General features: G+C 35.2%; 28 protein-coding genes and 2 pseudogenes. 21 read left to right on the top strand and 9 right to left on the bottom strand.

What is annotated here, in order from left to right:
• The first annotated feature begins 36 nt into the window (after positions 1-36).
• The 5 genes and pseudogenes from CWS20_RS23190 to CWS20_RS23170 form a co-directional block, all read left to right on the top strand.
• Complete coding sequence (locus tag CWS20_RS23190) at positions 37-1,338, top strand: aromatic ring-hydroxylating oxygenase subunit alpha (protein ID WP_066197593.1); 1,302 nt, start codon at positions 37-39, stop codon at positions 1,336-1,338.
• A gap of 55 nt (positions 1,339-1,393) precedes the next feature.
• Positions 1,394-1,897, top strand: coding sequence for an aromatic-ring-hydroxylating dioxygenase subunit beta (locus CWS20_RS23185; protein ID WP_241504250.1), 504 nt, complete (start codon positions 1,394-1,396; stop codon positions 1,895-1,897).
• Positions 1,898-1,924: 27 nt separating this feature from the next.
• Complete coding sequence (locus tag CWS20_RS23180; protein ID WP_066197595.1) at positions 1,925-2,710, top strand: SDR family NAD(P)-dependent oxidoreductase; 786 nt, start codon at positions 1,925-1,927, stop codon at positions 2,708-2,710.
• Positions 2,711-2,739: 29 nt separating this feature from the next.
• A complete protein-coding gene (locus tag CWS20_RS23175) occupies positions 2,740-3,708 on the top strand; it encodes a VOC family protein (protein WP_066197599.1) in 969 nt (322 codons plus the stop codon).
• 100 nt (positions 3,709-3,808) lie between these two features.
• Positions 3,809-3,972, top strand: a pseudogene (locus CWS20_RS23170) (malic enzyme-like NAD(P)-binding protein); the annotation flags it as partial.
• Between the two features lie 420 nt (positions 3,973-4,392).
• On the opposite strand, the gene CWS20_RS23165 reads toward CWS20_RS23170, so the two are convergent.
• The gene (locus CWS20_RS23165; RefSeq protein ID WP_066197601.1) at positions 4,393-4,662 is read right to left on the bottom strand and encodes a phage holin family protein; all 270 of its coding nucleotides are present in this window, start codon (positions 4,660-4,662) and stop codon (positions 4,393-4,395) included.
• A gap of 168 nt (positions 4,663-4,830) precedes the next feature.
• Here CWS20_RS23165 and CWS20_RS23160 point away from each other — a divergent pair, with 168 nt between their 5' ends.
• The 10 genes from CWS20_RS23160 (at position 4,831) to CWS20_RS23125 (ending at position 12,933) form a co-directional block, all read left to right on the top strand.
• Entirely contained in the window at positions 4,831-5,049 is a 219-nt protein-coding gene (locus CWS20_RS23160; protein WP_066197603.1) for a DUF1659 domain-containing protein, read from the top strand.
• Positions 5,050-5,080: 31 nt separating this feature from the next.
• Entirely contained in the window at positions 5,081-5,299 is a 219-nt protein-coding gene (locus CWS20_RS23155) for a DUF2922 domain-containing protein (RefSeq protein ID WP_066197605.1), read from the top strand.
• Between the two features lie 65 nt (positions 5,300-5,364).
• Positions 5,365-5,502 (top strand): YvrJ family protein, encoded by a 138-nt coding sequence (locus CWS20_RS23150; RefSeq protein WP_066197607.1) that lies wholly within the window; start codon positions 5,365-5,367, stop codon positions 5,500-5,502.
• A gap of 201 nt (positions 5,503-5,703) precedes the next feature.
• Entirely contained in the window at positions 5,704-5,904 is a 201-nt protein-coding gene (locus tag CWS20_RS23145) for a cold-shock protein (RefSeq protein ID WP_066197609.1), read from the top strand.
• A gap of 527 nt (positions 5,905-6,431) precedes the next feature.
• Complete coding sequence (locus CWS20_RS28210) at positions 6,432-6,584, top strand: hypothetical protein (RefSeq protein ID WP_157090536.1); 153 nt, start codon at positions 6,432-6,434, stop codon at positions 6,582-6,584.
• A 433-nt stretch (positions 6,585-7,017) separates the two neighbouring features.
• Positions 7,018-7,143, top strand: a complete 126-nt coding sequence (locus tag CWS20_RS29115) for a hypothetical protein (protein ID WP_276328337.1) — start codon at positions 7,018-7,020, stop codon at positions 7,141-7,143.
• 286 nt (positions 7,144-7,429) lie between these two features.
• On the top strand, positions 7,430-7,927 hold the full coding sequence (locus CWS20_RS23140) for an effector binding domain-containing protein (protein ID WP_066197612.1): 498 nt from the start codon (positions 7,430-7,432) through the stop codon (positions 7,925-7,927).
• Between the two features lie 319 nt (positions 7,928-8,246).
• The gene (locus CWS20_RS23135; protein WP_066197618.1) at positions 8,247-8,591 is read left to right on the top strand and encodes a DUF6176 family protein; all 345 of its coding nucleotides are present in this window, start codon (positions 8,247-8,249) and stop codon (positions 8,589-8,591) included.
• Between the two features lie 65 nt (positions 8,592-8,656).
• On the top strand, positions 8,657-9,802 hold the full coding sequence (locus CWS20_RS23130) for an exonuclease SbcCD subunit D (protein ID WP_066197621.1): 1,146 nt from the start codon (positions 8,657-8,659) through the stop codon (positions 9,800-9,802).
• Positions 9,799-12,933 carry an AAA family ATPase gene (locus CWS20_RS23125; protein ID WP_066197623.1) on the top strand — a complete coding sequence of 1,045 codons (3,135 nt, stop codon included), beginning with the start codon at positions 9,799-9,801 and terminating at the stop codon, positions 12,931-12,933. The genes CWS20_RS23130 and CWS20_RS23125 overlap by 4 nt, the downstream gene beginning before the upstream one ends.
• Before the next feature lie 316 nt (positions 12,934-13,249).
• On the opposite strand, the gene CWS20_RS23120 is transcribed toward CWS20_RS23125, so the two are convergent.
• The gene (locus CWS20_RS23120) at positions 13,250-13,444 is read right to left on the bottom strand and encodes a YwbE family protein (protein WP_066197627.1); all 195 of its coding nucleotides are present in this window, start codon (positions 13,442-13,444) and stop codon (positions 13,250-13,252) included.
• 136 nt (positions 13,445-13,580) lie between these two features.
• Between CWS20_RS23120 and CWS20_RS23115 the strand changes: the two genes are divergently transcribed.
• Genes CWS20_RS23115 through CWS20_RS23105 form a run of 3 tightly spaced genes read left to right on the top strand, consistent with a single transcriptional unit; the run spans position 13,581 to position 15,625 of the window.
• Positions 13,581-14,039 (top strand): GNAT family N-acetyltransferase, encoded by a 459-nt coding sequence (locus CWS20_RS23115; RefSeq protein WP_066197629.1) that lies wholly within the window; start codon positions 13,581-13,583, stop codon positions 14,037-14,039.
• 11 nt (positions 14,040-14,050) lie between these two features.
• Positions 14,051-14,671: an NUDIX hydrolase gene (locus CWS20_RS23110; protein ID WP_066197632.1), complete on the top strand. Its 621-nt coding sequence runs from the start codon at positions 14,051-14,053 to the stop codon at positions 14,669-14,671.
• 51 nt (positions 14,672-14,722) lie between these two features.
• A complete protein-coding gene (locus CWS20_RS23105) occupies positions 14,723-15,625 on the top strand; it encodes an acetamidase/formamidase family protein (RefSeq protein WP_066197635.1) in 903 nt (300 codons plus the stop codon).
• 157 nt (positions 15,626-15,782) lie between these two features.
• On the opposite strand, the gene CWS20_RS28205 is transcribed toward CWS20_RS23105, so the two are convergent.
• A complete protein-coding gene (locus tag CWS20_RS28205) occupies positions 15,783-15,959 on the bottom strand; it encodes a hypothetical protein (protein ID WP_157090537.1) in 177 nt (58 codons plus the stop codon).
• Positions 15,960-16,510: 551 nt separating this feature from the next.
• Between CWS20_RS28205 and CWS20_RS29380 the strand changes: the two genes are divergently transcribed.
• Entirely contained in the window at positions 16,511-16,714 is a 204-nt protein-coding gene (locus CWS20_RS29380; RefSeq protein WP_142385414.1) for a hypothetical protein, read from the top strand.
• 175 nt (positions 16,715-16,889) lie between these two features.
• Here CWS20_RS29380 and CWS20_RS23100 read toward each other — a convergent pair whose 3' ends face one another.
• Positions 16,890-17,327 carry a carboxymuconolactone decarboxylase family protein gene (locus tag CWS20_RS23100; protein ID WP_066197637.1) on the bottom strand — a complete coding sequence of 146 codons (438 nt, stop codon included), beginning with the start codon at positions 17,325-17,327 and terminating at the stop codon, positions 16,890-16,892.
• Between the two features lie 209 nt (positions 17,328-17,536).
• Between CWS20_RS23100 and CWS20_RS23095 the strand changes: the two genes are divergently transcribed.
• Complete coding sequence (locus CWS20_RS23095) at positions 17,537-18,259, top strand: SDR family NAD(P)-dependent oxidoreductase (RefSeq protein WP_066197640.1); 723 nt, start codon at positions 17,537-17,539, stop codon at positions 18,257-18,259.
• A gap of 342 nt (positions 18,260-18,601) precedes the next feature.
• Here CWS20_RS23095 and CWS20_RS23090 read toward each other — a convergent pair whose 3' ends face one another.
• Positions 18,602-18,994, bottom strand: coding sequence for a RidA family protein (locus CWS20_RS23090; protein ID WP_066197643.1), 393 nt, complete (start codon positions 18,992-18,994; stop codon positions 18,602-18,604).
• A 463-nt stretch (positions 18,995-19,457) separates the two neighbouring features.
• On the opposite strand from CWS20_RS23090, the pseudogene CWS20_RS28860 reads away from it, so the two are divergent.
• A pseudogene (locus CWS20_RS28860) lies at positions 19,458-19,919 on the top strand (general stress protein).
• 282 nt (positions 19,920-20,201) lie between these two features.
• On the opposite strand, the gene tatC reads toward CWS20_RS28860, so the two are convergent.
• From tatC to CWS20_RS23065, 4 genes are all read right to left on the bottom strand, one after another.
• A complete protein-coding gene (gene tatC / locus CWS20_RS23080; RefSeq protein ID WP_066197646.1) occupies positions 20,202-20,948 on the bottom strand; it encodes a twin-arginine translocase subunit TatC in 747 nt (248 codons plus the stop codon).
• 64 nt (positions 20,949-21,012) lie between these two features.
• Positions 21,013-21,192 carry a twin-arginine translocase TatA/TatE family subunit gene (locus CWS20_RS23075; protein ID WP_066197649.1) on the bottom strand — a complete coding sequence of 60 codons (180 nt, stop codon included), beginning with the start codon at positions 21,190-21,192 and terminating at the stop codon, positions 21,013-21,015.
• A 311-nt stretch (positions 21,193-21,503) separates the two neighbouring features.
• Positions 21,504-22,883 carry a metallophosphoesterase gene (locus tag CWS20_RS23070; RefSeq protein ID WP_066197652.1) on the bottom strand — a complete coding sequence of 460 codons (1,380 nt, stop codon included), beginning with the start codon at positions 22,881-22,883 and terminating at the stop codon, positions 21,504-21,506.
• Positions 22,884-23,371: 488 nt separating this feature from the next.
• The gene (locus CWS20_RS23065; RefSeq protein WP_066197654.1) at positions 23,372-23,692 is read right to left on the bottom strand and encodes a DeoR family transcriptional regulator; all 321 of its coding nucleotides are present in this window, start codon (positions 23,690-23,692) and stop codon (positions 23,372-23,374) included.
• Between the last annotated feature and the right edge of the window lie 29 nt (positions 23,693-23,721).

Below are 23,721 nucleotides of genomic sequence, written 5' to 3'. Positions count from 1 at the left end.
AAACCGAGCAGCATATAGAATAAGGGGGAAGTTAAGATGCTTAAAACGGTAAAAGATATTGAAGATATGACAAAATCCGAGCTAATTGAACATTTAAATGAAACGGTTAAGCCTGATGAAGGCTCTATTCCTGCTTTTGTCATAGCAGACCCGAAAATCTATGATCTAGAACATAGGAAAGTATTTATGAAAACCTGGATTTTTATTGGTCATGAAACAGAAATTCCCAATAAAAACGATTATATGCTAAGAGATTTAGCAGGTTATTCTATCATTGTTTCCCGTAATGCTGATATGAGCATTCGCGCATTCTATAATATGTGTACGCACCGCGGAATGAAGCTATGTCGCGCAGATAAAGGGAATAAATCAGCTTTCGTATGTCCATACCATGGCTTTAACTTTAAGAACAATGGTGACCTTATTGGTGTGCCGCTTCAAAAAAGTATTTATGGCGAAGAGCTGGATAAGTCCACTATGGGGCTGACAGAAGTGCGTATTGAGTCTTACAAAGGTTTGTTATTCGGTACTTGGAATGAAGAAGCTGAGCCGCTGGATGACTTTCTTGGCGATTTTAAATGGTATCTTGATATTTTAGTTGGCAGAGCAGAGATGGAAGTTATCGGGGTGCCGCAAAGATTCGTAATCCACTCAAACTGGAAAATTGGTGCAGATAACTTTGTAGGAGATTCCTATCATACAATGGTTACTCATGGATCTATTGCTAAATTAGGAATGGTTCCGAGTGCAACGTATTCTAAAATGGGCTATCAAATTCATTCAGATCATGGCCATGGTTTAAATTTAGGCACGCCAAATCCAGACTTTGCTTTTCCTGAAGAGCTGATAGATGAATATAAAGCAAACTTAACAGAAGAACAATTTGAAGTGCTTTCAACCTTGAAAAATATGATCGGAAACATTTTCCCTCATTTATCATTTCTAATTTCACATACGAAAGTGAAAGGACAGCTCATATCAAATACGACTGTTCGATTATGGCGTCCAATTGATCACGATAAAATGGAAGTGATTGCATGGTTCTTAGTAGAAAAAAATGCATCAGAAGATTGGAAAAGACGCTCTCGTGAATCCTTTGTTCTAACCTTCAGCCCATCCGGTATTTTTGAACAAGATGATACCGAAGTATTTACGGACATTACTGCTGCGGCAAAGGGGCCAATGCCTGTAATGAAACAGCTTACTTATAATTACACAATGGGTATGCATCGTGAACCTGTTGATTTTATCGGTCCTGGTGTTGCCTATGATGATAAGTTTTCGGAAGCCAATCAACGAAATTTTTATAAATATTGGTTAGAACTGATGAATAGTTAACCTGAAGCTCATTAACTATTTGGAATTCTATTAGAGGATGGTGTTTATTTTGACAGTGGAGAAAATGCTAGCAAACTATGAATTTGAGCAATGGCTCTATAAAGAGGCACAGCTGCTTGATGATATTGATTTTGATGCATGGTTCAACCTGATGCATAAAAGCTTAAGTTATCAAATGCCAGTACGGGTAAATAAGGAAGGTACAGAAAGGCCTGACTATGCAGAAGATATGTTTTGCTTTGATGATGATATTGCCTTGTTAAAGCTCCGTGTCGATCGTTTAAAAACGGATTATGCTTGGGCAGAAATTCCTCCTTCAAGAACGCGCCGATTTGTGAGTAATGTGAAGCTGGAAACATATGTCCCAGAACATAAGGCATCAGTAAATAGTTATTTGCTTCTATATCGCAGCCGCAGCACAGATATTCATCATGATATCATCTCCGGTGAGAGAAGAGATGAATTTATATACGAGAATGGTGCGTGGAAGCTATCTAAGCGTGTATTTATTGTTGATCAAACGACGATTAATACGAGAAATCTAGCTATCTTTGTTTAATAAAACAGCAGAGGGGGAGCATCTAGAATGGCTGAATTTGCGAATCATTCTATATATATAACTGGCGGAGCTTCAGGAATTGGAAGTGCGGTTGCACAGGCATTCGCACGTGAAGGAGCTAACATTACAATACTTGACAAATCCGCTAAAGGACTTGAAGAAATAAAATCATTATTAGGAAATCAAGTTCAATGTATTGAGGGAGATGTCACTGTCTATGAAGATCATGCAAAGGCCGTGCGAAAGGCAGTGGATGCCTATGGTAAATTAGATGTTTTCATTGCGAATGCAGGAGTATTTGATGGTTTTGCAAAATTTGAAAATGTAACATCCGAAGCGATGTCAGATGCTTACGATATTTTAATGAATATCAATGTAAAAGGTTATTTTAACGGAGCAAAAGCAAGTTTACCAGAGCTGAGAAAAACAGCTGGAAATATGATTTTCACCGTATCAGGTGCCGGATTTTATCCTGATGGCGGAGGAGTATGGTATACCGCAAGCAAGCATGCACAAATCGGTTTAATGAAGCAGCTTGCATTTGAAGTTGCTCCAGAAATCAGAGTAAATGCAGTGGCGCCAGGCGGAACTTTAACAGCGTTGAATGTCATTCCTCCTCTGAAATCCTTTGTAAAAGAAATAGATAATGAAACAAAGGCTAAAAGCATTAAAAGGAGAAACCCGCTGCAGATTGCAATGGATTCTGAGGATCATGTTGGTCCCTATCTATTGCTAGCATCAAAGAAATCCCGTGCCATTACGGGCGAGGTTATCTCGAGTGACGGCGGTTTAGCAGTTCGAGGCTTGGGATGATGAAATATTACGTGCAGAGGGGAAATAAAATGACAGCACAAACAAAAGGTCTGAAACCATTGTTAGGGAATAATGAAGTGAACCAGCTTGCATTTGTGGTGAGAGATATAGAAAAAGCGACAGAAGATTTTTCAAAGCTACTAGGCATCCCTAACCCAGGCTGGTTCCTCACTGGTGAGCAAGAAATTTCAAAAGTGGTGTTCAGAGGAAAAACGACAGCTTCTAGAAGTAAATTGGCTTTTTTAAATACGCCAACTATTCAGTTTGAATTGATTGAACCTAATGAAGACCCAGGGACGATGAGAGAGTTTCTTGATCATATTGGCGAAGGAGTACACCATATAGCTTTTGATGTAGATAAAATCAATAATTATCTGCCTCCATTAGAGGATAAAGGCTATCCGTTATTGCAAAGCGGAGAGTTCACTTCTAGTGATGGCCGATATATTTACGTGGATACTTCTAAACAATTAAAAACGTTAATTGAGCTATTGGAAAGTGCAGAGCCGAGAGATACAAAGCCGAGTGATGAACCTTGGGATGCGCCGCTATTAGGTACAAACAAAGTGGAACAATTAGCGCTAGTTGTGAAAGACCTAGAAGCAGCAGCTGACGCGTATTGTACGCTTTTAGGTGTTGAGAAACCAGCTGTTATTCATTCAGGTGGCAGTAATATTACACAAGTAATTTACAATGGTGAGCCAACGGATGCAGATTCTAAATATATGTTTATTAAAACACCGTTCCTTGAAATTGAATTAATAGAGCCTGGTAAAGCGCCAAGCACATGGAAAACACACTTAGAAACTTGCGGTGAAGGAGTTCATCATATATCTTTCGTTGTGAAAGATATGGATGAAAAAGTTCAACTTTTTGAGAGGATGGGCTATCCTGTTATCCAAAGAGGGAACTTTTATAATGGAAAAGGCCGTTACGCATATATGGATACGACGTCTACATTTAAAGTGATTATCGAGCTATTAGAGAAATATGAGTAATATTAATTTACCTACCATTAATAAATTGACTTTATGGCCTTTCTGAAATTAAGAAGGACTTTATTTTTATTAGTTAATTTAGAAATTTAGTCAATGTGTAACAGGTCAATCTGATTTTCCAAATCAGGTTAATAATGTCCTTGCCTTTCCAGTATTTTTCACGGGGCATTACATGTCAGGGCAAAGGAAATAAATCGGGAAATGAAAATTGCGGCAGCATATGCGATCGCTTCCTTAATTTCCAATGATGAATGGCATGAGGATTAAATCATCCCTTATCCATTTAATAAGAAAGTGGCAAAATGTGTAGCAAAATAGGGGGCAACCATCGAGCAGAAAGAGCTGATATAATCTCAATCATTTTTCTTGAAAAATAATGAAAAAGCCGAGGGATGTTTGTCCAAACAAACAAGCTTTATCGGCATAATATAATTGTGTAAGATCTCCTCCCTATTTGATTTTTTAATCTACTTTTGATCACCGGCTTCATGCTGGTGGTCTTTTTTTACTTATATGGATAATTTATAAAAGACTCCACTCGCTGTTATTTTCCTCTCCTACCGCACCAACCATCAGCGTGCAAAAATTAACATTTACAGCGCCAAAAAAAAAACTGCCAGTAAGCGGACTTACTGACAGCTTTTGACCTCACGTACACGATACCTCCTTAACAGACGCCCCTGGCTATTTCTTTTTCTTAATCACCATCCCCTCCTTTGTTTGCTTGAAAACTTGATGTCCAAAAACTGAAATCCCAGCAGCGATGATTCCATTTGTTATTGCGTCGATAGAAAAGCCATATTCAATGCTCCCGATGCCGATGGATACGATAAATAAAATCCAAATAATAGTCCAATCAGGTATGACAGGCGTCTGTTTCAGCGCGTGTCCAATGAGCCAAAGAGCCGGTATTAATACAAGATAATTTTGGTTCAAATATTGCATCAAGTCCATATCACCACCTCCTTTTTCCGGCTGTACTATATCTTATGGTATTTTCAGAATAATGCTTGTTCGCTTTTCCTATTAAAAAGTATTAATAAAAAAATGATAGGAAAAAACATTCTTGCTGTCTTTTAAACTAAGAAAAATGTATATAGAAAATGAAAGGAGGTGAATACATTGGCCCAAGCTATTTTGATAGAGTCCAAGCTAAGGTTAACGTTTGAAACGGGGATGAAAGAGAATGGAGAACCTTTGTTTAAGTCAAAAACTTTTGCAAACATTAATAACAATGCAACGAGTGAACAGCTTTATCAATTTTCAAACGCAATTGATACTTTAAGTGCAAATCCACTCGTTTCTGTCCAGCGGGATGATCGCTATAGGATCATCAATTGAGTCAATCAACTCGAATGGAGGAGGAGAAAATATGGCAAAAACATTAGAACTTAGCTTTGTTAATGAAGAAGAGGGAATCACTAGAATCTCAATTGAAAATCCTAAAGAGCCAGTCGAGCTAGAGAAATTAAAGACAGCGATGCAGGAAATAGTTGCTGCAAATGCAGTAGCATCTAAGAGCGGTTCGCTTACTTCAATTAAGGGAGCTAAACTAGTAGAAAGAAATGTGACAGATTATGATTTAATGTAATTGTTTGGGGCCGGTAGCATTTTAGTGCCGGCTCTGCTCGCATTTGGAGAATGGAGTGAGGGAAGATGAATGAAATCGTAAAAATCATTGGAGAAGTTGGTTTTCCTATAGTAGTGACTTTATTCCTCCTCTATAGGATTGAAACCAAGCTCGATGTCGTTGTTCAATCGATCCAAAGTCTGCCTGAACGTTTGAAAGAGTAAGAAAATGGAATTGTTATTAAGTGAATTTGTTGACAGAGAATAGTTATGATGCTAAATTAAAATTAACCGTTACACATTAAGTTATACTTTTCTACAGCTTTTCCTAGAGTTTGGATGAGTAATATTTTGTTTAGCATAATGATTGTAAATGGTGAATTACACATGGCTTGATTATAAAGCCAATAGGAGGATTTTTAGTTTATGAAAAACGGTAAAGTAAAATGGTTTAACGCAGAAAAAGGTTTCGGTTTTATTGAAGCTGAAGATGGAAACGATGTATTCGTACATTACTCTGCAATCCAAATTGAAGGATTCAAAACTCTAGAAGAAGGCCAAGAAGTTACTTTCGAAGTTGTTGAAGGTGCTCGTGGACCACAAGCTGCTAACGTAAATAAACTTTAATCTTATAATAAACCTATAATCAGAACAGCCTAACTTTGTTAGGCTGTTTTTTTATGGCACCAATTAATAATGATTCTGTACAATGCAAAACACCTTTATTCAAACCACTAAACAGCCTGTAAATTGAGATTACTATGACCCATATTGCATGACTCCGCACAAAAATGGTTGCAGTTGCATAAACTAAGCCCATTTTCTGAATGACTGCACCCAATAATGGTTGCAGTTGTATAAACTAAGCCCATTTTCCGCATGACTCTACCTAATAATGATTCTAGAAGAATAAACGCAATTTATTCGGCTGATTTGACCTGTTTTGTTGCAATTGCCCCTAAGTTTGAGCTAAAGTGGTGTCTTTAATCATATCTTACTGAGGAGCCTTATTTTTATCAAAGCTCAAAAATAACGATCTGCTAACAAGGGTGGTTCTTAAAAAAAGCTGTTTTTTTGTACAATAAATCTCTTTAGTGCAAAATTAATAGTGGAATATGTTACCATAAAAGAAAAAGCATGTAAAGGGGGGATTTATGAATATTGAAATGAGATATAAAGCCAATAGGTTGTATTATAATTTAATTAAACTAGCAGCGATTGGTTTCTCATTATTCATTATTTGTACGTTTTTAATCCTTTGGACAGGTTTTGATATGGATGGATTATCGGAACTTTTCCGGACCTAAAGGTTTGGGGATTCTTTTATGGATATGTCCTATTGATTACTGTTAAGCTCGTTTTATTGTATTTTTTATATTTATGGGTATTAATATGTTTTTACTAATTTGCTGTTAATGTCGGTTCATTATGTGCATGGCTCTATGTTGTTAACTGCTTAACGATTTAATAGAAGAATAGAATGAAGCGATACTGAATGGGAACTACATAAGTGTTTAAGTTTTCCTTGGGATCAATACGCCAATCGGGATTTAAATAGCAAAGAATGAAATTTTAAAGCTACAATAACATCAAACTGTATAATTTATTCTCCTTTTTCTAGATATAGAAAAAAAGCATAGATTGCCTATTGATTTAATTGTACAAACAAAAATAGTTAAGAATTTTATCAAGTTTAGTTGAAATTATCAAGTAAGCGTTTATATAGGGGAGGGTATGTATATGGGAATAATTATTTTATTAGCATTAATTGTTACTATTTTATCCATTGAGGTTAGGTTAAAAAAATTAAATAAAACAGTTGAAACGATTGCTGAACTTTTAAAAGAACAGAAGGATAAGAAATAAAAAATTTGATTCGAAAACTAGTTGTTGTATACCAATTAAAGGTTAGTGCCTAATAACTGGGGTGCAGTATTATTCATTTCTAATTAATAGGGGTTAGAGAGGGGCTATTGACAGAAATAATTGGTTATAAATTTTTTATGCATTAATTTTAGGAATCGTTACTTTGGTCGCTAAAGAGGTGGTATAGCCTAACATAATATTGTTACTTTCAAATGCTATATTAGAAGGTATTGAAAAATTATAATAAAGTAAAAGAAAAATAGCAATCATAATACGGAGGTAATTTATGGAGGTTAAGTCGTTTGACATTTTTGGGATAGCTGTTAAACATTCAAAGGGTGAGGATAAAGAATATAACTTAGTTGAATCAATGAAAAGGTATATGGAGAATTATTTAAACACGGAAGTCTATAGAAATTTCTACTTAGTTCAAGTTTATCCTGAGGATTTTTTAAGTGGAGAAAATCAAAGATTTGTTACTTTTTTGGGCGTGCGAACGAAGGATAACCCAGCAAATAAACATTTAACAAAGTTATCTATACCATATTCAAAAGGATATGCTTATACATTCAATGAAAAAAATTCTACAAAGAGTATAGATGAAATGTATGAAGAAATTTATGAAGAGCTAGAAAAAAAGGGAATTACTTTAAATCCAAATTATGATTTTGAGATATGGAGAAATGCTGGAGATATAATGATGTATTTTCCCGTTGAATCTGAAAACATAGCTTTTCCAAAATTAATGTCCTTGCACACTTTTCTAATGGATTATAATGACTGAATAAACTCTTATATTTATACAAAAAATTTAGGTTTTGGCGTGATAATTTATAGGATTATAGGAACGCCCCACATAAATTTAGCAATTTACTTTAAATCATATATTAGTTAAAGTGGTTATTTCCCCTCAATTATAAATGTAATTAACACATTTTCCTTTCAAATGAAAACTTCATCTAAAAATTAATACCGTACAAAAAAACTTGACGATATGATTAGCATAAAGGACAGTGTTTGAAATTGATTTAAGATAATTATAAATGGACACGGTAAGGATTTTTTCTAATAACAGCCTTTGATTTAGCAGAGGAGTGAATGTATTGAATATAGAATGTACAAGATTCAAAGTAAAGAAGGGGAAAAGTCAGAAGGTCGATGAATGGATGAGTTTGCTCAACCAATATATGGATGAAGTGCTGCTGACATTAGCGGACGAAAAAATGTATGTTGAGACGATTTTTAGAGAAGTTTTGAATGGGGAGGAATTTTTATACTGGTACTCCATTCAAGGTGAAGGTGGACAGGGAGTATCAGATTCACAACATGAAATCGATCGGCTTCATCTTCAATATTGGAATGAATGTATTGATGTAACATATGAACCAGTTGATTTAAACATGCAAGTATCAATGATTCCAAAAAATATAATTCGTGAAATGAAATAGCAGCGCACACCCCAAAAAATTTATTTGTTATACTAGTAGTATTGAAGTTTTAAGGAGGATTTAATATGAAGTTTATACATACAGCCGACTGGCATTTAGGAAAGCTTGTACATGGCGTATATATGACTGAGGATCAGCGCCACTTTCTCGAACAGTTTGTTGAACTTGTAGCTGAGGAAAAGCCTGATGCAGTCATTATCGCTGGTGATTTATATGATCGGTCAGTTCCTCCTACTGATGCTGTAGAATTATTAAATGAGATGTTATTTAATATAAATGTTGATTTGAAAATACCGATAGTGGCTATTGGAGGCAACCATGATAGTGCAGAAAGGCTCTCCTTTGGCAGCTCATGGTATGAAAAAAGCAAATTCTTTTTAACTGGCAAACTGTCAAACCAATTATCTCCTGTTCACATTCATGGCGTGAATTTCTATTTAGTTCCATTTGCTGAGCCGAGCTATGTGAAGCATCTTTTTGAAGATGAAAGCATTCATTCTCATGATGATGCAATGAAGAGAATAGTAGGAGAAATTGAAAAGCAGCTCAATCCTAATGAACCAAATGTGCTTGTTGGACATGCCTTTGTACTAGGAGGAAAAACGAGCGACTCAGAAAGAACACTGTCAGTTGGTGGTTCAGGCTGTGTCAGTGCCCAGCATTTTGAACCGTTTGCCTATACTGCTCTTGGCCATCTCCATAGTCCGGATGCATTAAAGCATGAAAAGGTGCGTTATTCAGGTTCGCTTTTAAAATATTCATTTTCTGAAGCAAAGCAAGAGAAATCAATTTCGATCATTGAAATGAAAGACAATGGTGAGTTTGACTTACGGCTGCGGACGATTAAACCTATGAAAGACATGAGAGAGATAGAAGGACATTTGGAGGAATTGTTAGACAACCAGTATTATAGTAAACAAAATACGGAGGATTATTTAAAAATTACTTTGCATGACCAGGGCGCACTGATTGACCCAATCAATAAATTAAGGCAAGTTTATCCTAACGTCCTTCATCTTGAACGTAAATTAGCGATTGCTGACATGAAGAAAAAAAGCAATTTTACATCAATTAAAGAAGAAGGCAAATCTGAGATTGAACTATTTACCAATTTTTATGAGGAAATGACGACAGCGGAATTCAATGAAGAAAAAAGGTTATTAATGGTAGATATGATTGAAAAAGTAAAAAAGGAGGAATCTGTAAAATGAGACCTCTACAATTAACAATGCAGGCTTTTGGTCCATATGCCGGGACGGAAACGATTGATTTTACCGAGCTCGGATCGAGGACAATGTTCGTGATATCTGGCAAAACAGGTGCAGGTAAAACCACTATTTTTGATGGCATTAGCTTCGCAATTTACGGAAGAGCAAGCGGTGAAGATCGCAATGGAGTCGATCTGAGAAGTCAATTTGCCCATCCTGATGTGCAAACAGAAGTTTCATTAAAGTTTTCATTGAGAAATAAAACCTTCTTTATTAAACGTTCTCCCCAGCAATTAAAGAAAAAGGCACGCGGAGAAGGAATGACAACAATAGGGGCAAAGGCAGAGCTCTATGAAATGACTGACGAGGGCGAACAGCGGCTGCTTGCCTCCAACGTTCGTGATGCTGATGAGAAAATAAAAGAGATTATGATCATTGATAGCAATCAGTTTAGGCAAATTTTAATGATTCCTCAAGGAGAGTTCCGCAAGCTTTTAACTTCTGACAGCAAAGAAAAAGAAGTGATTCTGCAGCGGCTGTTTCATACTGAGGTTTATAAAAAGATAGAAGATAGGCTGAAAGATGAATCTTCCATATTAAAAAAAGCTGTAGAAGCGCAAAGTGAGCAGATGCATCATGCATTTAGACAAATCCATGCAATCTATCTGGATGATTTAAAGACAGCTTTGGAAGCTGAAGACCTTAATACTGTGCACGTCCTTCCGTTATTAATAGCAGAAATAGATGAAATGGACGTTGTATTGCAATCACTATCTGCATCAGTGATAGAAAAAGATGCTCAGAAAGAAAAGCTACAGAAAACAATGTTTGAAGCTGAAAATATTTTAAAGCAATTTCAAGCAAAGGAAGCGTTAGCGAAGCAAAAAGACGAATTACTACAGTTGGAAGATAGTAATAAACAAAAGGAGCAAGCATTATCACTCGCTCATAAGGCTTCTGTTCTTGATCAGCAAGAACAGCTTTGTCATCGGTTAAAAAAAGATTTAGATCATGCTGAAGTAGACCTGAATGAATCCCGTCAAGCTTTGGAGATCGTTTCCGAACGTGTAAAAACAAAAGAAGAGCTATTACAGAATGAAAGGAATCGCAGTGAGGAAAGAAAAGCAGCAGAAGATGAAGTAAATAAATTAAGGAATATGAAAGAAGATATTTTGTCCTTTGCTCAATTGGATGTTGAAGTGAGCCAATCAAAAGAGGCAATGCTTCATCTGGAGAAACGAATAGATGAGACGAAATCAGAGATTGTAAAACAGGAACAAATAATTAAGCAATTAAAAATTGAAAAGATAGAGCTGGAAAAAGGACAGGAGCGCTCGATTGAAATTGAACGCAATCTGCTGTTATTAGAAGCTGAAAAAGGCAAATTACAAAAGTACATAGCCTTGAAAGAAAGCGAAAAGCGGATCTTAAAATCACTGCAGGACAAAAAGCACAATTTAAGTCATATATCCGCAAGGTTAGTGGACGCCAAGTCTTTAGTTGTTCATTTGGAGGAGCGCTGGCTTCATGGGCAGGCTTCCATCCTAGCTGAACAATTGAATGATGGACTAGCATGTCCAGTTTGCGGCTCCGAGCATCATCCTCTTCCTGCTCAATCAAATGATGAGCTACCGAATGAAACAGATATTAAAGAAGCAAAAAGGCAAGCGCATGAAATCGAAGGGGAAAAAGCAAAGCTTGAAGCAGATTATTATGAAGTCAATTCAAAATCATCCTCCATTCAAGAAGCTTTATTAGAAATAACAGCAGAAATTAAAAGCCGAAGACCTGATTTTTCAAATGAATCAGCAGCAGCTTACTTAACTACTGCGGAGGAAGAGCTTGTCCGCCTTGCAAAGCTTCAAGCTGATTTAGCGAAAGGGAAAGCACAATTAAATGAATGTCTGCACAAATTAGAAAAAGTGGAGTCAGAAAAGAATAACCTGGATTTGCAGCTAAAGAAAAATGAAGAAAAATATGGTGAAGCTAAACTAGTCTTTACTGAGAAAAATGCCTATTTACAGCGGATTTTAATTGTCATACCTGAAGAATTGCGTTCAGTACAAGCCTATCAGGACAGGTTGGCAGCAGCAGTTAAACGATATAATGATTTGCAAACAGGGTTAGAAATGGCAGAAAAGGAATTTCAGGTAACAAAAACGAAGCAGACTTCGGAAGAAGCACGCTATGCTACACTATTTAAAAATCATGCCCACTTAAAGGAATCGTTAAATACAGAAAGAGGTTTATTTGTTCAAAGAATGAAGGACCAGGGCTTTAAAGTATATAATGAATATGCGACTGCAAAAAAATCAATTAATGAGATTGATGAAATGGAAGCATCTATACGTTCGTATCGAGAAGAAGTACGTTCAGTAAATGATCGCTATAATGAGCTGCAGTTACTGTTAAAAGGCGTGAACATGCCGAATATGGAAGTTCTTCATTCAGAAAATAATCAGGTAATGAAAGAATTGGAGTTTATTAAAAATCAGCATACAGATTTGTTCATTAAAAAACGCGATAATGAAACCACGGCTGCTAAAATTAAACAGATTAATGAAGAAATAGCCGAGTTAGAAAATAAATATAAGCTTATCGGTCATTTGGCAGATATTTCAAGAGGGCAAAACACATATCGAATTACGTTTGAACGCTTTGTACTAGCTGCATTTCTTGATGATATTTTACAGCAGGCGAATATGCGTTTAAGTAAAATGACAAGCGGAAGATATGAATTGCTGCGAAAAACAGACAGATCGAAAGGGAATGTTCAGAGCGGCTTAGAACTATTAGTTTTCGATCAATATACAGGTCAGGAAAGGCATGTGAAAACCTTATCAGGCGGTGAAAGTTTCAAAGCGTCATTATCGCTCGCGCTTGGTTTAGCTGATGTCGTCCAATCATATGCAGGCGGCGTTTCGCTTGAAACAATGTTTATTGATGAAGGCTTTGGGACACTTGATCCAGAATCACTTGAGCAAGCGGTTGAGTCATTAATAGAAATTCAAAGCAGTGGCAGACTAGTTGGAATAATTTCTCATGTACCAGAGTTAAAGGAACGAATAGATGCTCACTTAGAAGTAACTGCGACAAAAGGTGGAAGTCAGACAGAGTTTATTTTTTTAAGTTAATTAAGTCACAAAAAAATATTGTGACATTCGAAGTGAAAATAACGAAATTTCAGTTGGGTATAAGGAGAGGGGAACGCTCGTCTCCGGCGGGCACTACTTTAACGAAGTAGTGTCCCAATTTCCCTTCTTTCCTTGTTCTCAGGCACTATGTACCGATGAAGCACACTCAATGCTCGAATTGCTCATAAGAGGAGAAGTAAGCCTGGAAAATCCGATACTCGCATTTAAAATTAAATGAGTTTGTCTACAGCCTCAAGTCACAATTTTTTATTGTTGGCTTTTTTTTAAGTATAGATTGCAGGTATACTTCTCCTGCTTATTGAATAATTTCCTGAACTCTGCCAACTTGTCCATCTGTTAATCGTACTTTTATGCCGTGAGGATGAGAGCTTGAGTTGGTTAATATATCTTTGACAATGCCCTTCGTCAGCTTCCCGGTTCTTTGATCTGCTTTCAATACAATTTGTACTTCTATTCCTGGTTGAATATCTTTTCTCATTTTTCCATTCATTTTATATCCCTGCCTTCTGTCTTTCTTTTTTTAGTATAGATGATTTTTGGTTTTTTGTATAAAAAGATAGTTCAATGATCTTTACTATACTATAATAGTAAGAAAATTAAAGTAATTGCAAAGGGGAGACTGGAGTTTGATTATTAAAATTGATGACTTAACAGAAAATAAAACAATCGCGCTAATAGCAGAACATTTAAAGGGCATGGAGGAAAACTCCCCTCCTGAAAGTATTCATGCGCTTAATTTGGATGGATTGAAGGAGACCAACATTACATTCTGGAGTGCATGGGAATCAGATGAAGTATTAGGATGCGGAGCGATAAAAGAAATAGATAGGCTGCATGGGGAGCTAAAATCAATGCGTACAGCGGCGAATCATTTAAGAAAAGGAGTTGCTGCAAAAATTCTCACTCATATTATTGAAGAAGCTCAAAAACGGGGATATGAAAGAATTAGTTTGGAGACTGGCTCGATGGATGCTTTTCTTCCTGCTAGAAAGCTTTATGAAAGGTATGGGTTTAGTTACTGCGGTCCTTTTGCAGAATATAAGGAAGATCCAAACAGTTTATTTATGACAAAAGAACTGAAGTAAGGAGAACTTAAATGGAGCATTTAAAAGTTTATGATATTGATAAAAACTATATCGGGATTGCTTCCAGAACAGAAATACATAAGAAAGGGCTTTGGCATGAAACATTTCATTGCTGGTTCGCTTGTCAAGAAGGTGGAAAAACCTATATTTACTTTCAATTAAGAAGCAGAAAGAAGGCAGATTTTCCATATTTGTTAGATGTTACTTCAGCTGGTCATATTCTAGCAGATGAGACAATCCAAGATGGAGTAAGAGAAGTGGAGGAAGAGCTGGGAATCTCTTTAACTATTGATGATATTGAGAAGCTGGCTGAGATACCTTATTGTGTTATAAAAGACAAGGGTGAGTTTATTGATAGAGAGTTTGCCAATGTATACCTATATCGACAACCAATTCAATTTTTAGATTTTACTTTGCAAAAAGAAGAAGTAGCCGGGATTTTTCGCGCCGAATGGACAGAATTTGTTCAATTGTTTACAAGCTTAAAAGAGAAAATAGAGATGGATGGTTTTGAAATTCTTGATAAAGGTACTGTTCAATGGAAGAAAGAAAAAATAGGGATGGATGCCTTTGTGCCCCATCCTGAGAAATATTATCATTGTATTATTAAGGAAATAGGAGAACGACTTTGAATTTATTTTTTCCAATGATCATGAATCGATTAAAATTAAAGGAGGAGCAAAATGCCAGTCATTACGAAAGATAAAGGAATTATTTATGAATTTTCAAGTAAAAACCATCCTATTATCAGCATACCCTCACGTTCGACTATTACAATAGAAGCTTATGATTGTTTTAAAAATCAAATCGATTCTCCAAAAACAGTTGTATCAGAAATTGATTGGAAGCAAATCAATCCAGCAACAGGACCTATTTTCGTAGAGGGTGCATCTCCAGGAGATATCCTTAAAGTGAAAATTGAAAAAATTGATATAGCCACTCAAGGTGTGATGGTCGTCGGTCCCAATTTAGGAGTGATGGGGCACCGTATTACTGAAATGGAAGCAAAAATAATCCCAATTGTGGATGGTAAAGCAAAATTTAACGATCTTAATATACCTTTGAATCCGATGGTTGGCGTCATCGGCGTTGCTCCCGCTGGTGAATCCGTCAATTGTGGGACACCTGGATCGCATGGTGGCAATATGGATAATAAAATGGTTGCTGAAGGAGCAACTTTATACTTTCCAGTTTTCACTGAAGGTGCTTTATTTGCTTTAGGAGATTGCCATGCAGCTATGGGAGATGGAGAAATAAGTGTATCTGGAATTGAAATTCCAGCTAATGTAACTGTTACGCTTGAAGTGCTAAAAGGAGCATCGTTGCAGCATCCAATGTTAGAAAATGATGAAGTGTTTACACAGATAGTATCAGCACGGACACTTGATGCAGCTTGTAAGGAGGCAACGGAAGTTATGGCTGATTTACTTGTTGCGAAGACAGGGCTGACCTTAAGTGAAGTGACTATGCTATTGAGTGCAGCCGGTCAAGTTGAGGTTTGTCAAATGGTCGATCCACTAATGACTGCGCGTTTTTCGATCCCTAAATATTTATTGGATCAGTTAAATATCAAACAGCTTTTTTAGAAAATAAGCAATAAGCTAAGATGGGATTTATGTTAAAAGAGACTTTGGATAATCTGGCTATAAACCGGGGAATTTCATGTTTTCAAACATTAAAGGTAGATTCAAAAGCCTTTCTTATTATGGGCATTATAATGACTACCTTTAATGTAAAAAAATTTTAGAGGACGATTGGATAAACACCAAAAATAATGAATAGCATGATTATTAGCCCAACTGTAATAACCGCAGTAGTTGCTATCTTGCTTTTCGCATATCTAATAAGGACAACAGCAATGATGATGAATACGATTAAAAAAATGATTGAGGGCAGAAGTACAGTTAATGTAGAATTCATTGTTATTCTCCTTTTTCTATAATAATATATTATTCTATACGAAGTATATTCTTTCCTGCAAGCTATGAGAATGTAAAGTTTTTGGATAACATAACTTTAGGCTATAGAGTATCATCTCAAAAAAATGAATGAAAGGTTTACTTAACGAAAGTAAAAACATGGTAGAGGAAAGCCCTTTATTTAAAATTAGAAAACAAGTACCTTTACTATCTCAAAAGCTATTTATGGAGATCGAGAGTTAGAAATACCAGACGATGCACTCCCTCACATTAAAAAGGTCCTGAATAAAGAAAAGCATTCCTCCATGGGGTGGTCAGTTTGCAATAGAAACTCTTCCACTTACACCAAAACAGTATGGAAAAGTACTAAAGAACAAACTACATTCTCAGGAAGGTTAATTGGTGGAGTACTTAATACATTATAGCTACTTCATGGAACACCATTTGATAATGTAAGACAATTTATTGAGGGATATACAAAAGACACAGGAGTCGTATGGTATTTCGAGAGTGTTAATATGAGTGCAGCTGAAATTTATAGAGCATTTTTAAATTGGAAGACTTAGCGGTGATAAACCATCGAAGGATTATGAATTAATAGATGTGTTAAAAGATATATTTTCTGAAAGTCATATTCCGTTCGTTTATGATGTCGATATTAGTCACTTACCACCTCAAAATACCTTAGTAAATGGTGCAATTGCTCAAGTACACTACTCTAATGAGGAAGATAAAATAGATATATTATTTAAATAAATTTAAGATAGACCATTGGTGTTATAACTAGTATTTATTATGATAATACTTGTTCTTCAACTAACGGGGCTTTCTTAAGTAAAGGGAAGCCTCTTTGTTATGATGCTAAAGGGGCAAGTTAGTTCGAGATGAGGTAAGAAAAGCTAATGGGCCACCATTAAAGTAGCCCATTGCTTTATTCCGCAACGTTACCCATGGCAATTGAGATTCGATTCCAACTATTAATTTGATTAATTAATACAACCAAATCAACATATTCCTTTTCTCCAAAATGTTCACGGACGCGTTCATATAGATCATCTGGTACACGTTTTTCAGGAATAAGAGTAATATGTTCTGTTAATTCTAATGCTACTTTCTCATCTTCTGAATAAAATGTACATTCTCTCCAAGCACTTATACAATATAAACGTTGTTCCGTCTCTCCCATTTTTTTAGCATCTGCTGTATGCATGTTAATACAAAATGCACAACCATTAATTTGAGAAGCTCTAATTTTAATGAGCTCACGAACCTTTCTGTTAATACTGCTTTTCTTTGTATATTTTTCCATCTCCATCATTATTTTCATTGCATCTGGGGCAATTTCATAATAATTAATACGCTGTGTCATAGGTTATCCCTCCATTTTTTATTTGCTAATTCAACTGACAATTAGATATACAATATATGAATAGTTTCCCTTAAAGAAGGGGCAAGTTTATTAGGGGGTTATTTCTGAACAAAAAGTAGCAATTTCGGAAAAGGGAAAACACTTTAGTTGTTGCTTATTTATATAATAACTATACTTAACATAAATAGCTATTTAAACGGGGTGTTAAGATGAGTAAGAAATTTTTTATATTTGGAGCAAGCCAAGGGCTAGGCGATGCATTTGTAAAAGGCTTACCCAATAATGGAGATACAGTATGGCTGGTTTCACGCACACGACCAAGTAGTTTGGATATAAGTGACGGGGTAAATCGTAAATGGGTCAAAATTGATTTATCTAGTCAACAACAAATACCTTCTTTAAAAGAAACTTTAAAAAACATTCCTATTGATGTATTAATTTATAATGTAGGAGTATGGGAAAAACGTGGTTTTGAAGACGACTATTCTTTTGATAAGGATGAAGTTGAGGATATTTCGAACTTAATTAATATTAATATAACTTCCACTATTACATATATACAGGCGCTTTTACCCAACTTAAGACATTCGGATAATGGAAAAATTATATTAATTGGTTCGACGGTAGGTTTAGATCATACGAATAGTGCACAAGTTTCATTCGTCACATCTAAATTTGGCTTACGTGGTATTACAAATGCTTTACGTGAGCACGTAAGAAAAGATAAGATTTCTGTAACGTGTATTAATCCAGGAGAGCTTGCTGCTGAAGTACCGTATGAAGAAGGTGCAGAAAAGGCAATTATGTTGTATCAAGGTACACGTATACCTGTACAAGACATTGTAGCCATTGTCCATTGCGTTATTAATTTATCGCCAGTTTCATGTGTAAAGGAAATTAATATTCCTGCTATAACAGACTTAAATGCATGATTTGTATAGCAATCATTCAGTACTACTTACAGCTCCCATTATGATCAATCTTTTTCAAATGGAAGCTATTTAATATCCTTCAAATGAGATCTAACCGATAGCCTCTAGCACTCCTTATAGTTTTCTCCCATGGAGGCTTACGTTCTACCTCGGCTACCTTTAGTATTCTAGAAACTAAATAAAATGGTCAATTAATAAAGATTGGTTAATTTTATAATACAAAGAAGGCCTTTAGTTCAAAAACCTCTTTTAAAAATCAACTAACGGAGCAGATTAGCTCAAGTAGAAACACTAAAAAATATGACAAAAAAGGAACAGCTTTTTACTGTTCCTTTTTTGTCATTATACTTCAGCACACCATATTTCAATTTCTAATTTCAATTCATGCAACCCTAGTGCTGATATATATGCAATTGTCATAGAAGGGTATTCATCCCCAAAAAACTCGTCCCACTTAAGGTCGAAATAATCCCAGTCTATCTCTTCAGTTGCCCAGATATTAACCTTAATAACGTTCTCTTGTGATAACCCCTCTGATTCAAGAACTTTTTTCATGTTTGCAAAAGTATTAGTTATTTGGTCGTTTAAACTCTTGGGAACATTGCCTTTCATATCTGTTCCTATTTGACCTGATGTTACTATTAAGCCAGCCCCTTTTGGCACTCTAGTGATATGACTATAGTTGCCCACTGGTTTTGGCATTAACTTAGGATTTTTTCTTATAATTTTCTTCATAATATTACCTCACTCACTATAAAATTTCTGCATTTCTTCTTAATTAAATAGGCAGACTCCACCAATTGCTATTTTTCTAAAAGAAAACTGCAGTCGAGTACCCATAACCCATAGATAAAAACACCAGTATTTTCTTTTTCATGGTATGGACACTCCCTTTCTTTATAATGTAAGTAAAATATATATTATAAAATTGGTAATAGTTTTTATAGAATTAAGTTTACCATACTAGAATATATGCTAACAAAATTTAATTGAACATCTGTAAGATGATACTCTTTCACTAACAGATGCATAAGCTTAGAGCTGTCATTTAAACAGCCTTTTCCTTCTTCCACAAATGGGCAGTATAGCTCTATAAATTTTTTATATGGTATAATATGGTTTTTGTGAAGGGGGAATTAAAATAATAGTGAAGAAAAAGTTATAAAAAAGGTTTAGTTACTTATATTCGGGATTACTAATTTCAATAATTTGTTTTGGTTTTCTTAGTTATTTACTTAATGTTTCATATCCTAACTTAAGGTTATATTCACTTTATTCTTTTTGGGCCTTTTTCTTTTAGAATTTCTATTCTATGTATTGGTACGCAAAATGGAAACGATTAAGAATCGAAAACACTTCTATTACTCCTATTTGGATAGTTAAACTGTTACGGCGATTGAGAGTAATCAATATAAGCTTGATTATGATTTCAATCCTAGCTTTCGCTGTTGATTTTTCTAAATGGCATCCTTCTTTACCAGTATGGAGGTTATTAATTGCGGGATTCATTTATATATTTTCGGTTTTAGAGTATATTAACTATTTTCTCATTCAATTATCAAATGACAACATCTCAGATATTAAATATTTGCTGAAAACTAAAAGGTTGAAGCAAGCCTGTATAAGTAAAGACTTTAAACGACTGTCGTTGAAAAATTAAAAATATATATGTTTGTGAAAAGACGTTCTTCAACTAGCGGATGCTTTAGTTCAATAAGAATTAAATAACTTTAATATCTTTTAAGCAACAAAGTTCTTTTAGATCAATTCGAGTATAAACAACTTTTAAAAGCCTTATTACATATCAAATGTAGTAAGGCTCTTGTTTATTAAAACGAAATTAAACAACTTTATTATCGCTCTACATGAAAGATATTTCTAATCTGTCAATTATGATTGACAGATTTCGATAAACTATGCAATTCATCTTCCTTCTCTTTAATTAAGACGTTTTCTTCATTTCAATGGCAAAATCCGATTGCTTTTTTAGTTTTTTTCGGTATACGATTTTTGATAATGTAATACTACATTCGTACAACACTAAAAGCGGTACGATAACTAATATATCGGAAATCAAATCAGGTGGTGTAATTAAAATAGACACAACGATAAGCAAAAAGTAAGATATCTTTCGCGCTTTTGAAAGAATCATAGGATTAATGACGCCAAGAGAGGTGAGGAACATGACGACAAGCGGGATTTCGAATAAAAATCCAAACGGCAGTGTCAAGTTAATCATGAATTTGAAATATTTTTCAGATGTGAACATCGTTTCAAATAGTCCTTCAGACAAGGATAGTAAAAAGGAAAGTACGGTTGGATACACAACAAAATAACCAAATGATAAGCCAGCAATAAAGAAGAAAAATAATCCAGGGATGTATGATAGTGTCGTTTTTCGTTCTTTTTCAGAAAGCCCCGGTTTTACAAATAGCCATGTTTGATGGGCAGCAATCGGAATAGTAAGAGCAATCGCGATCACTCCAGAAATCATTAAGTACACCCAGAGGATTTCACTTGGCCCCAACACAGCTAAATTATGGTTGAGATCACGGATAAGCCATTTGTAAATTTCCTGTACATAAATGAATGATCCAAATAAGAAAACGATAAAAGCCACCAAAGTATAGATTAACCGTTTCCTGAGTTCTCCGAGGTGCTCAACTAAAAGCATTTCTTGATTAGCCATACAACTTCTCCTTTCCTAAAAACAAGAGGAAGATGCAAGCTTGTTGCTTACATCTTCTTCAAAATTACTTAGATTGCGTCTTTTCTTCTTCGTCTGAAGAAATTAAATCTTTAGTAGAGCTTTTAAACTCTCTTAATGTACTTCCAAAAGCACGTCCAATTTCGGGCAACTTAGATGGTCCAAATATGATGAGGGCAATAACTAAAATCAATATTAATCCAGGTATCCCAATATTTTGTAACATTATGTTTCCTCCTTAAAATTTAAATCCTGTCATAGCCACAATAGCCGGGCGAGGCATTTTTTCGCCTTTACGGTGCGGCCATGTTCTTGTAGGATTGTTCTTAACTTTCGTTTCTTTCACCAGGAAGTTGAATGGAAAACATTTTTTATCTTTGGGGATTGGCTGTCTCACTTAAAATACTTTGGCCAGAAGTGGCAGCAGCACCTGTTCCGTATATGTTAAAAACATACATATGGCGATTTAACGGTTTGTTCTCCACCAAAAGTCTTCCTATCAATCTCTTGAAATTTAAAGCTAAATTAGAGAGCGCGCTATGCTTTCGTTATTCCATCTATTTTCAAAAATGTGTCACTTATATTCCCAAATGAATCAATTGCATATACTTCGATCCTATAGCTTGTACCAGGCTGTAATCCCTTAACTGGCTGAACGAATGGGTTAGGAACTGGATCTTTGTAAAATTCTGAGAAAGCACGAAACTCTTTTGCTATTTGTCCTGTTAAATTGTTCTTCGCTACTATTTTATAAGAATGTACCAGCGAATTATCATTGGCCTGATTAAACATGATATTCATCTCAGTACTAGTGGTATCAACAATCGAAATGCTTGACCCTTTCGGGAAACGAGGTTTTACTTGATCTCTCTTTTCTTTATATTTAAATGAATTCTTTTTACCTCGACAGTCAATTACCCATGGTTCGCCTATCCAATCATTTTGAGTAAAATCACGACGATGAATGAATACTTTGTCTCCATGAACCTCTACAACTAGACCTTGGCTAAACGTTTCGGCTCCTTTAGGTAATTCTCCTTGAATATAACCAGCTTCGACCCACATATTTTTTAGTGAAGCAGTTGCAAGTGTAGTAAAATCCTTTTGGTGGATTGTTCTTGGTTCATCTAATGGATAATGTGTATGACCAGAAAACGTGATTACTTGCGGATATTCTTTCAAAGTATCGTAAAAAAGGTCTCTATTTTCAGAGAAGCCCCATTCGCTTCCATAAATGGTTCCTTTGATAGGCTGGTGATGGAAGACAAAAATTGGTTTTTTCGGATCATCAGCGTTGGCTAACTTTAATTGTTCACCCAACCATTCAATTTGCTTCACTGAAAAGGTTCCCTCTGTTTTACCATCTTCCGTACCAAGAACAATGAAATGATAACCTTTGACGACCTTATGATAGTAAATCGACTCCATTCCTGTTTTCTCAATAAATCTTTTTTGAGAATCTATTACTGATAAACCATTCCAATAGTCATGATTTCCGATTGCGATCATAGATACAGCCTTCGGTTGTTTTTTGATATTATAAATCGACATAAAGCGATCATACTCTTCTACGTAGCCATACTCTGTTAAATCACCAACAACAACGAGAGCATCTTGTTTTGGTACTAATTCATTCAATTGATGCAATGCGCTGCCCCACTTTTGCAGATCCGCTGTCCCACTCTTCAATATATGCACATCACTAATAACTGGAAAAACTAAATCGCTTTTTTTATGCAAACCAAGCTTCGATGATGCTTCAGCTGACTCAAGATTTAGTGAGTTAACTAGCGATAATCCAATGGTAAGCCCAGCAATCTTCGTTGTACCTTCCAAAAAACTGCGTCGGTCCATTCCTTTTTCAAAGATAGTATTCGATAATTTTTCTGATTCGTGTTTTAGTTGCTCGTCTTTCATTGGGATCTACTCCTTTTTTGGATATATTGCTATTATTGGTTTCAATTGAAAACTTTCTAATGAAAAATTGAAGCAAAGCTGAATCCAAGGTGTTCTTAGTTGATTTTGTTAATTATAAATCCTTCAAGTTTTGGTAATATAGGTTAATTTATATCATGGATGTTACCGCTCATTCACCACCTTATATTCCTTAAAGCTTGAAAAAATATCGTGTACCTTACTTGTTATTAACATAAACCGCTAAATGAAATGTTTCGATTTGATGTCGACAACCATAAGTCGTTCCTAATCCGGAAAAAAGCAACTTTTAGCACAAATTACCTCTTTTCAACATGAATATACAAAAAAAATGTTAAATAAACGTTAGTTTAAAGTGAATTATTTTTGGTTTTAATGTAAATTGACACAAATAACCATATTTCTACAACTTTAATCATATAAAAAGAGGAAAAGTAACATTCACTTTTCCTCAACGTAACAGGCAGATTCTATTTGTTTACGATCTCTATACCCTCTTTTTCATACTTCTTCAATATTATTTCCGACAGCTCAGAGTCGGAAATAATACGGTCAATCCGATCAATCTGGCCAATTTCAGCATGATCTAGATCCCTGCGGACTGTCTCGGTGGAAACGCAAAATAGTTTTGTAACAGAAGACACCTTTATCGCTTTATTTTTTCGCAGTAAGTCTACTATTTTTTCATAGCGCTCATGTGCTAACCATTTTTTACTTACCTCTGCAATAAAGTGTTGATTATTTATAAATAACACAAATGTACATAAATCCACTATATAAACGAGATTCATATATAACAAAACCAGCTAATAGTTTGTCA

It is taken from the genome of Cytobacillus horneckiae (assembly GCF_002835735.1).
Lineage (GTDB): Bacteria > Bacillota > Bacilli > Bacillales > Cytobacillaceae > Cytobacillus > Cytobacillus horneckiae.
Note: the sequence above shows the minus strand (reverse complement) of the source record. Positions and strands in the feature narration are given on the sequence as shown.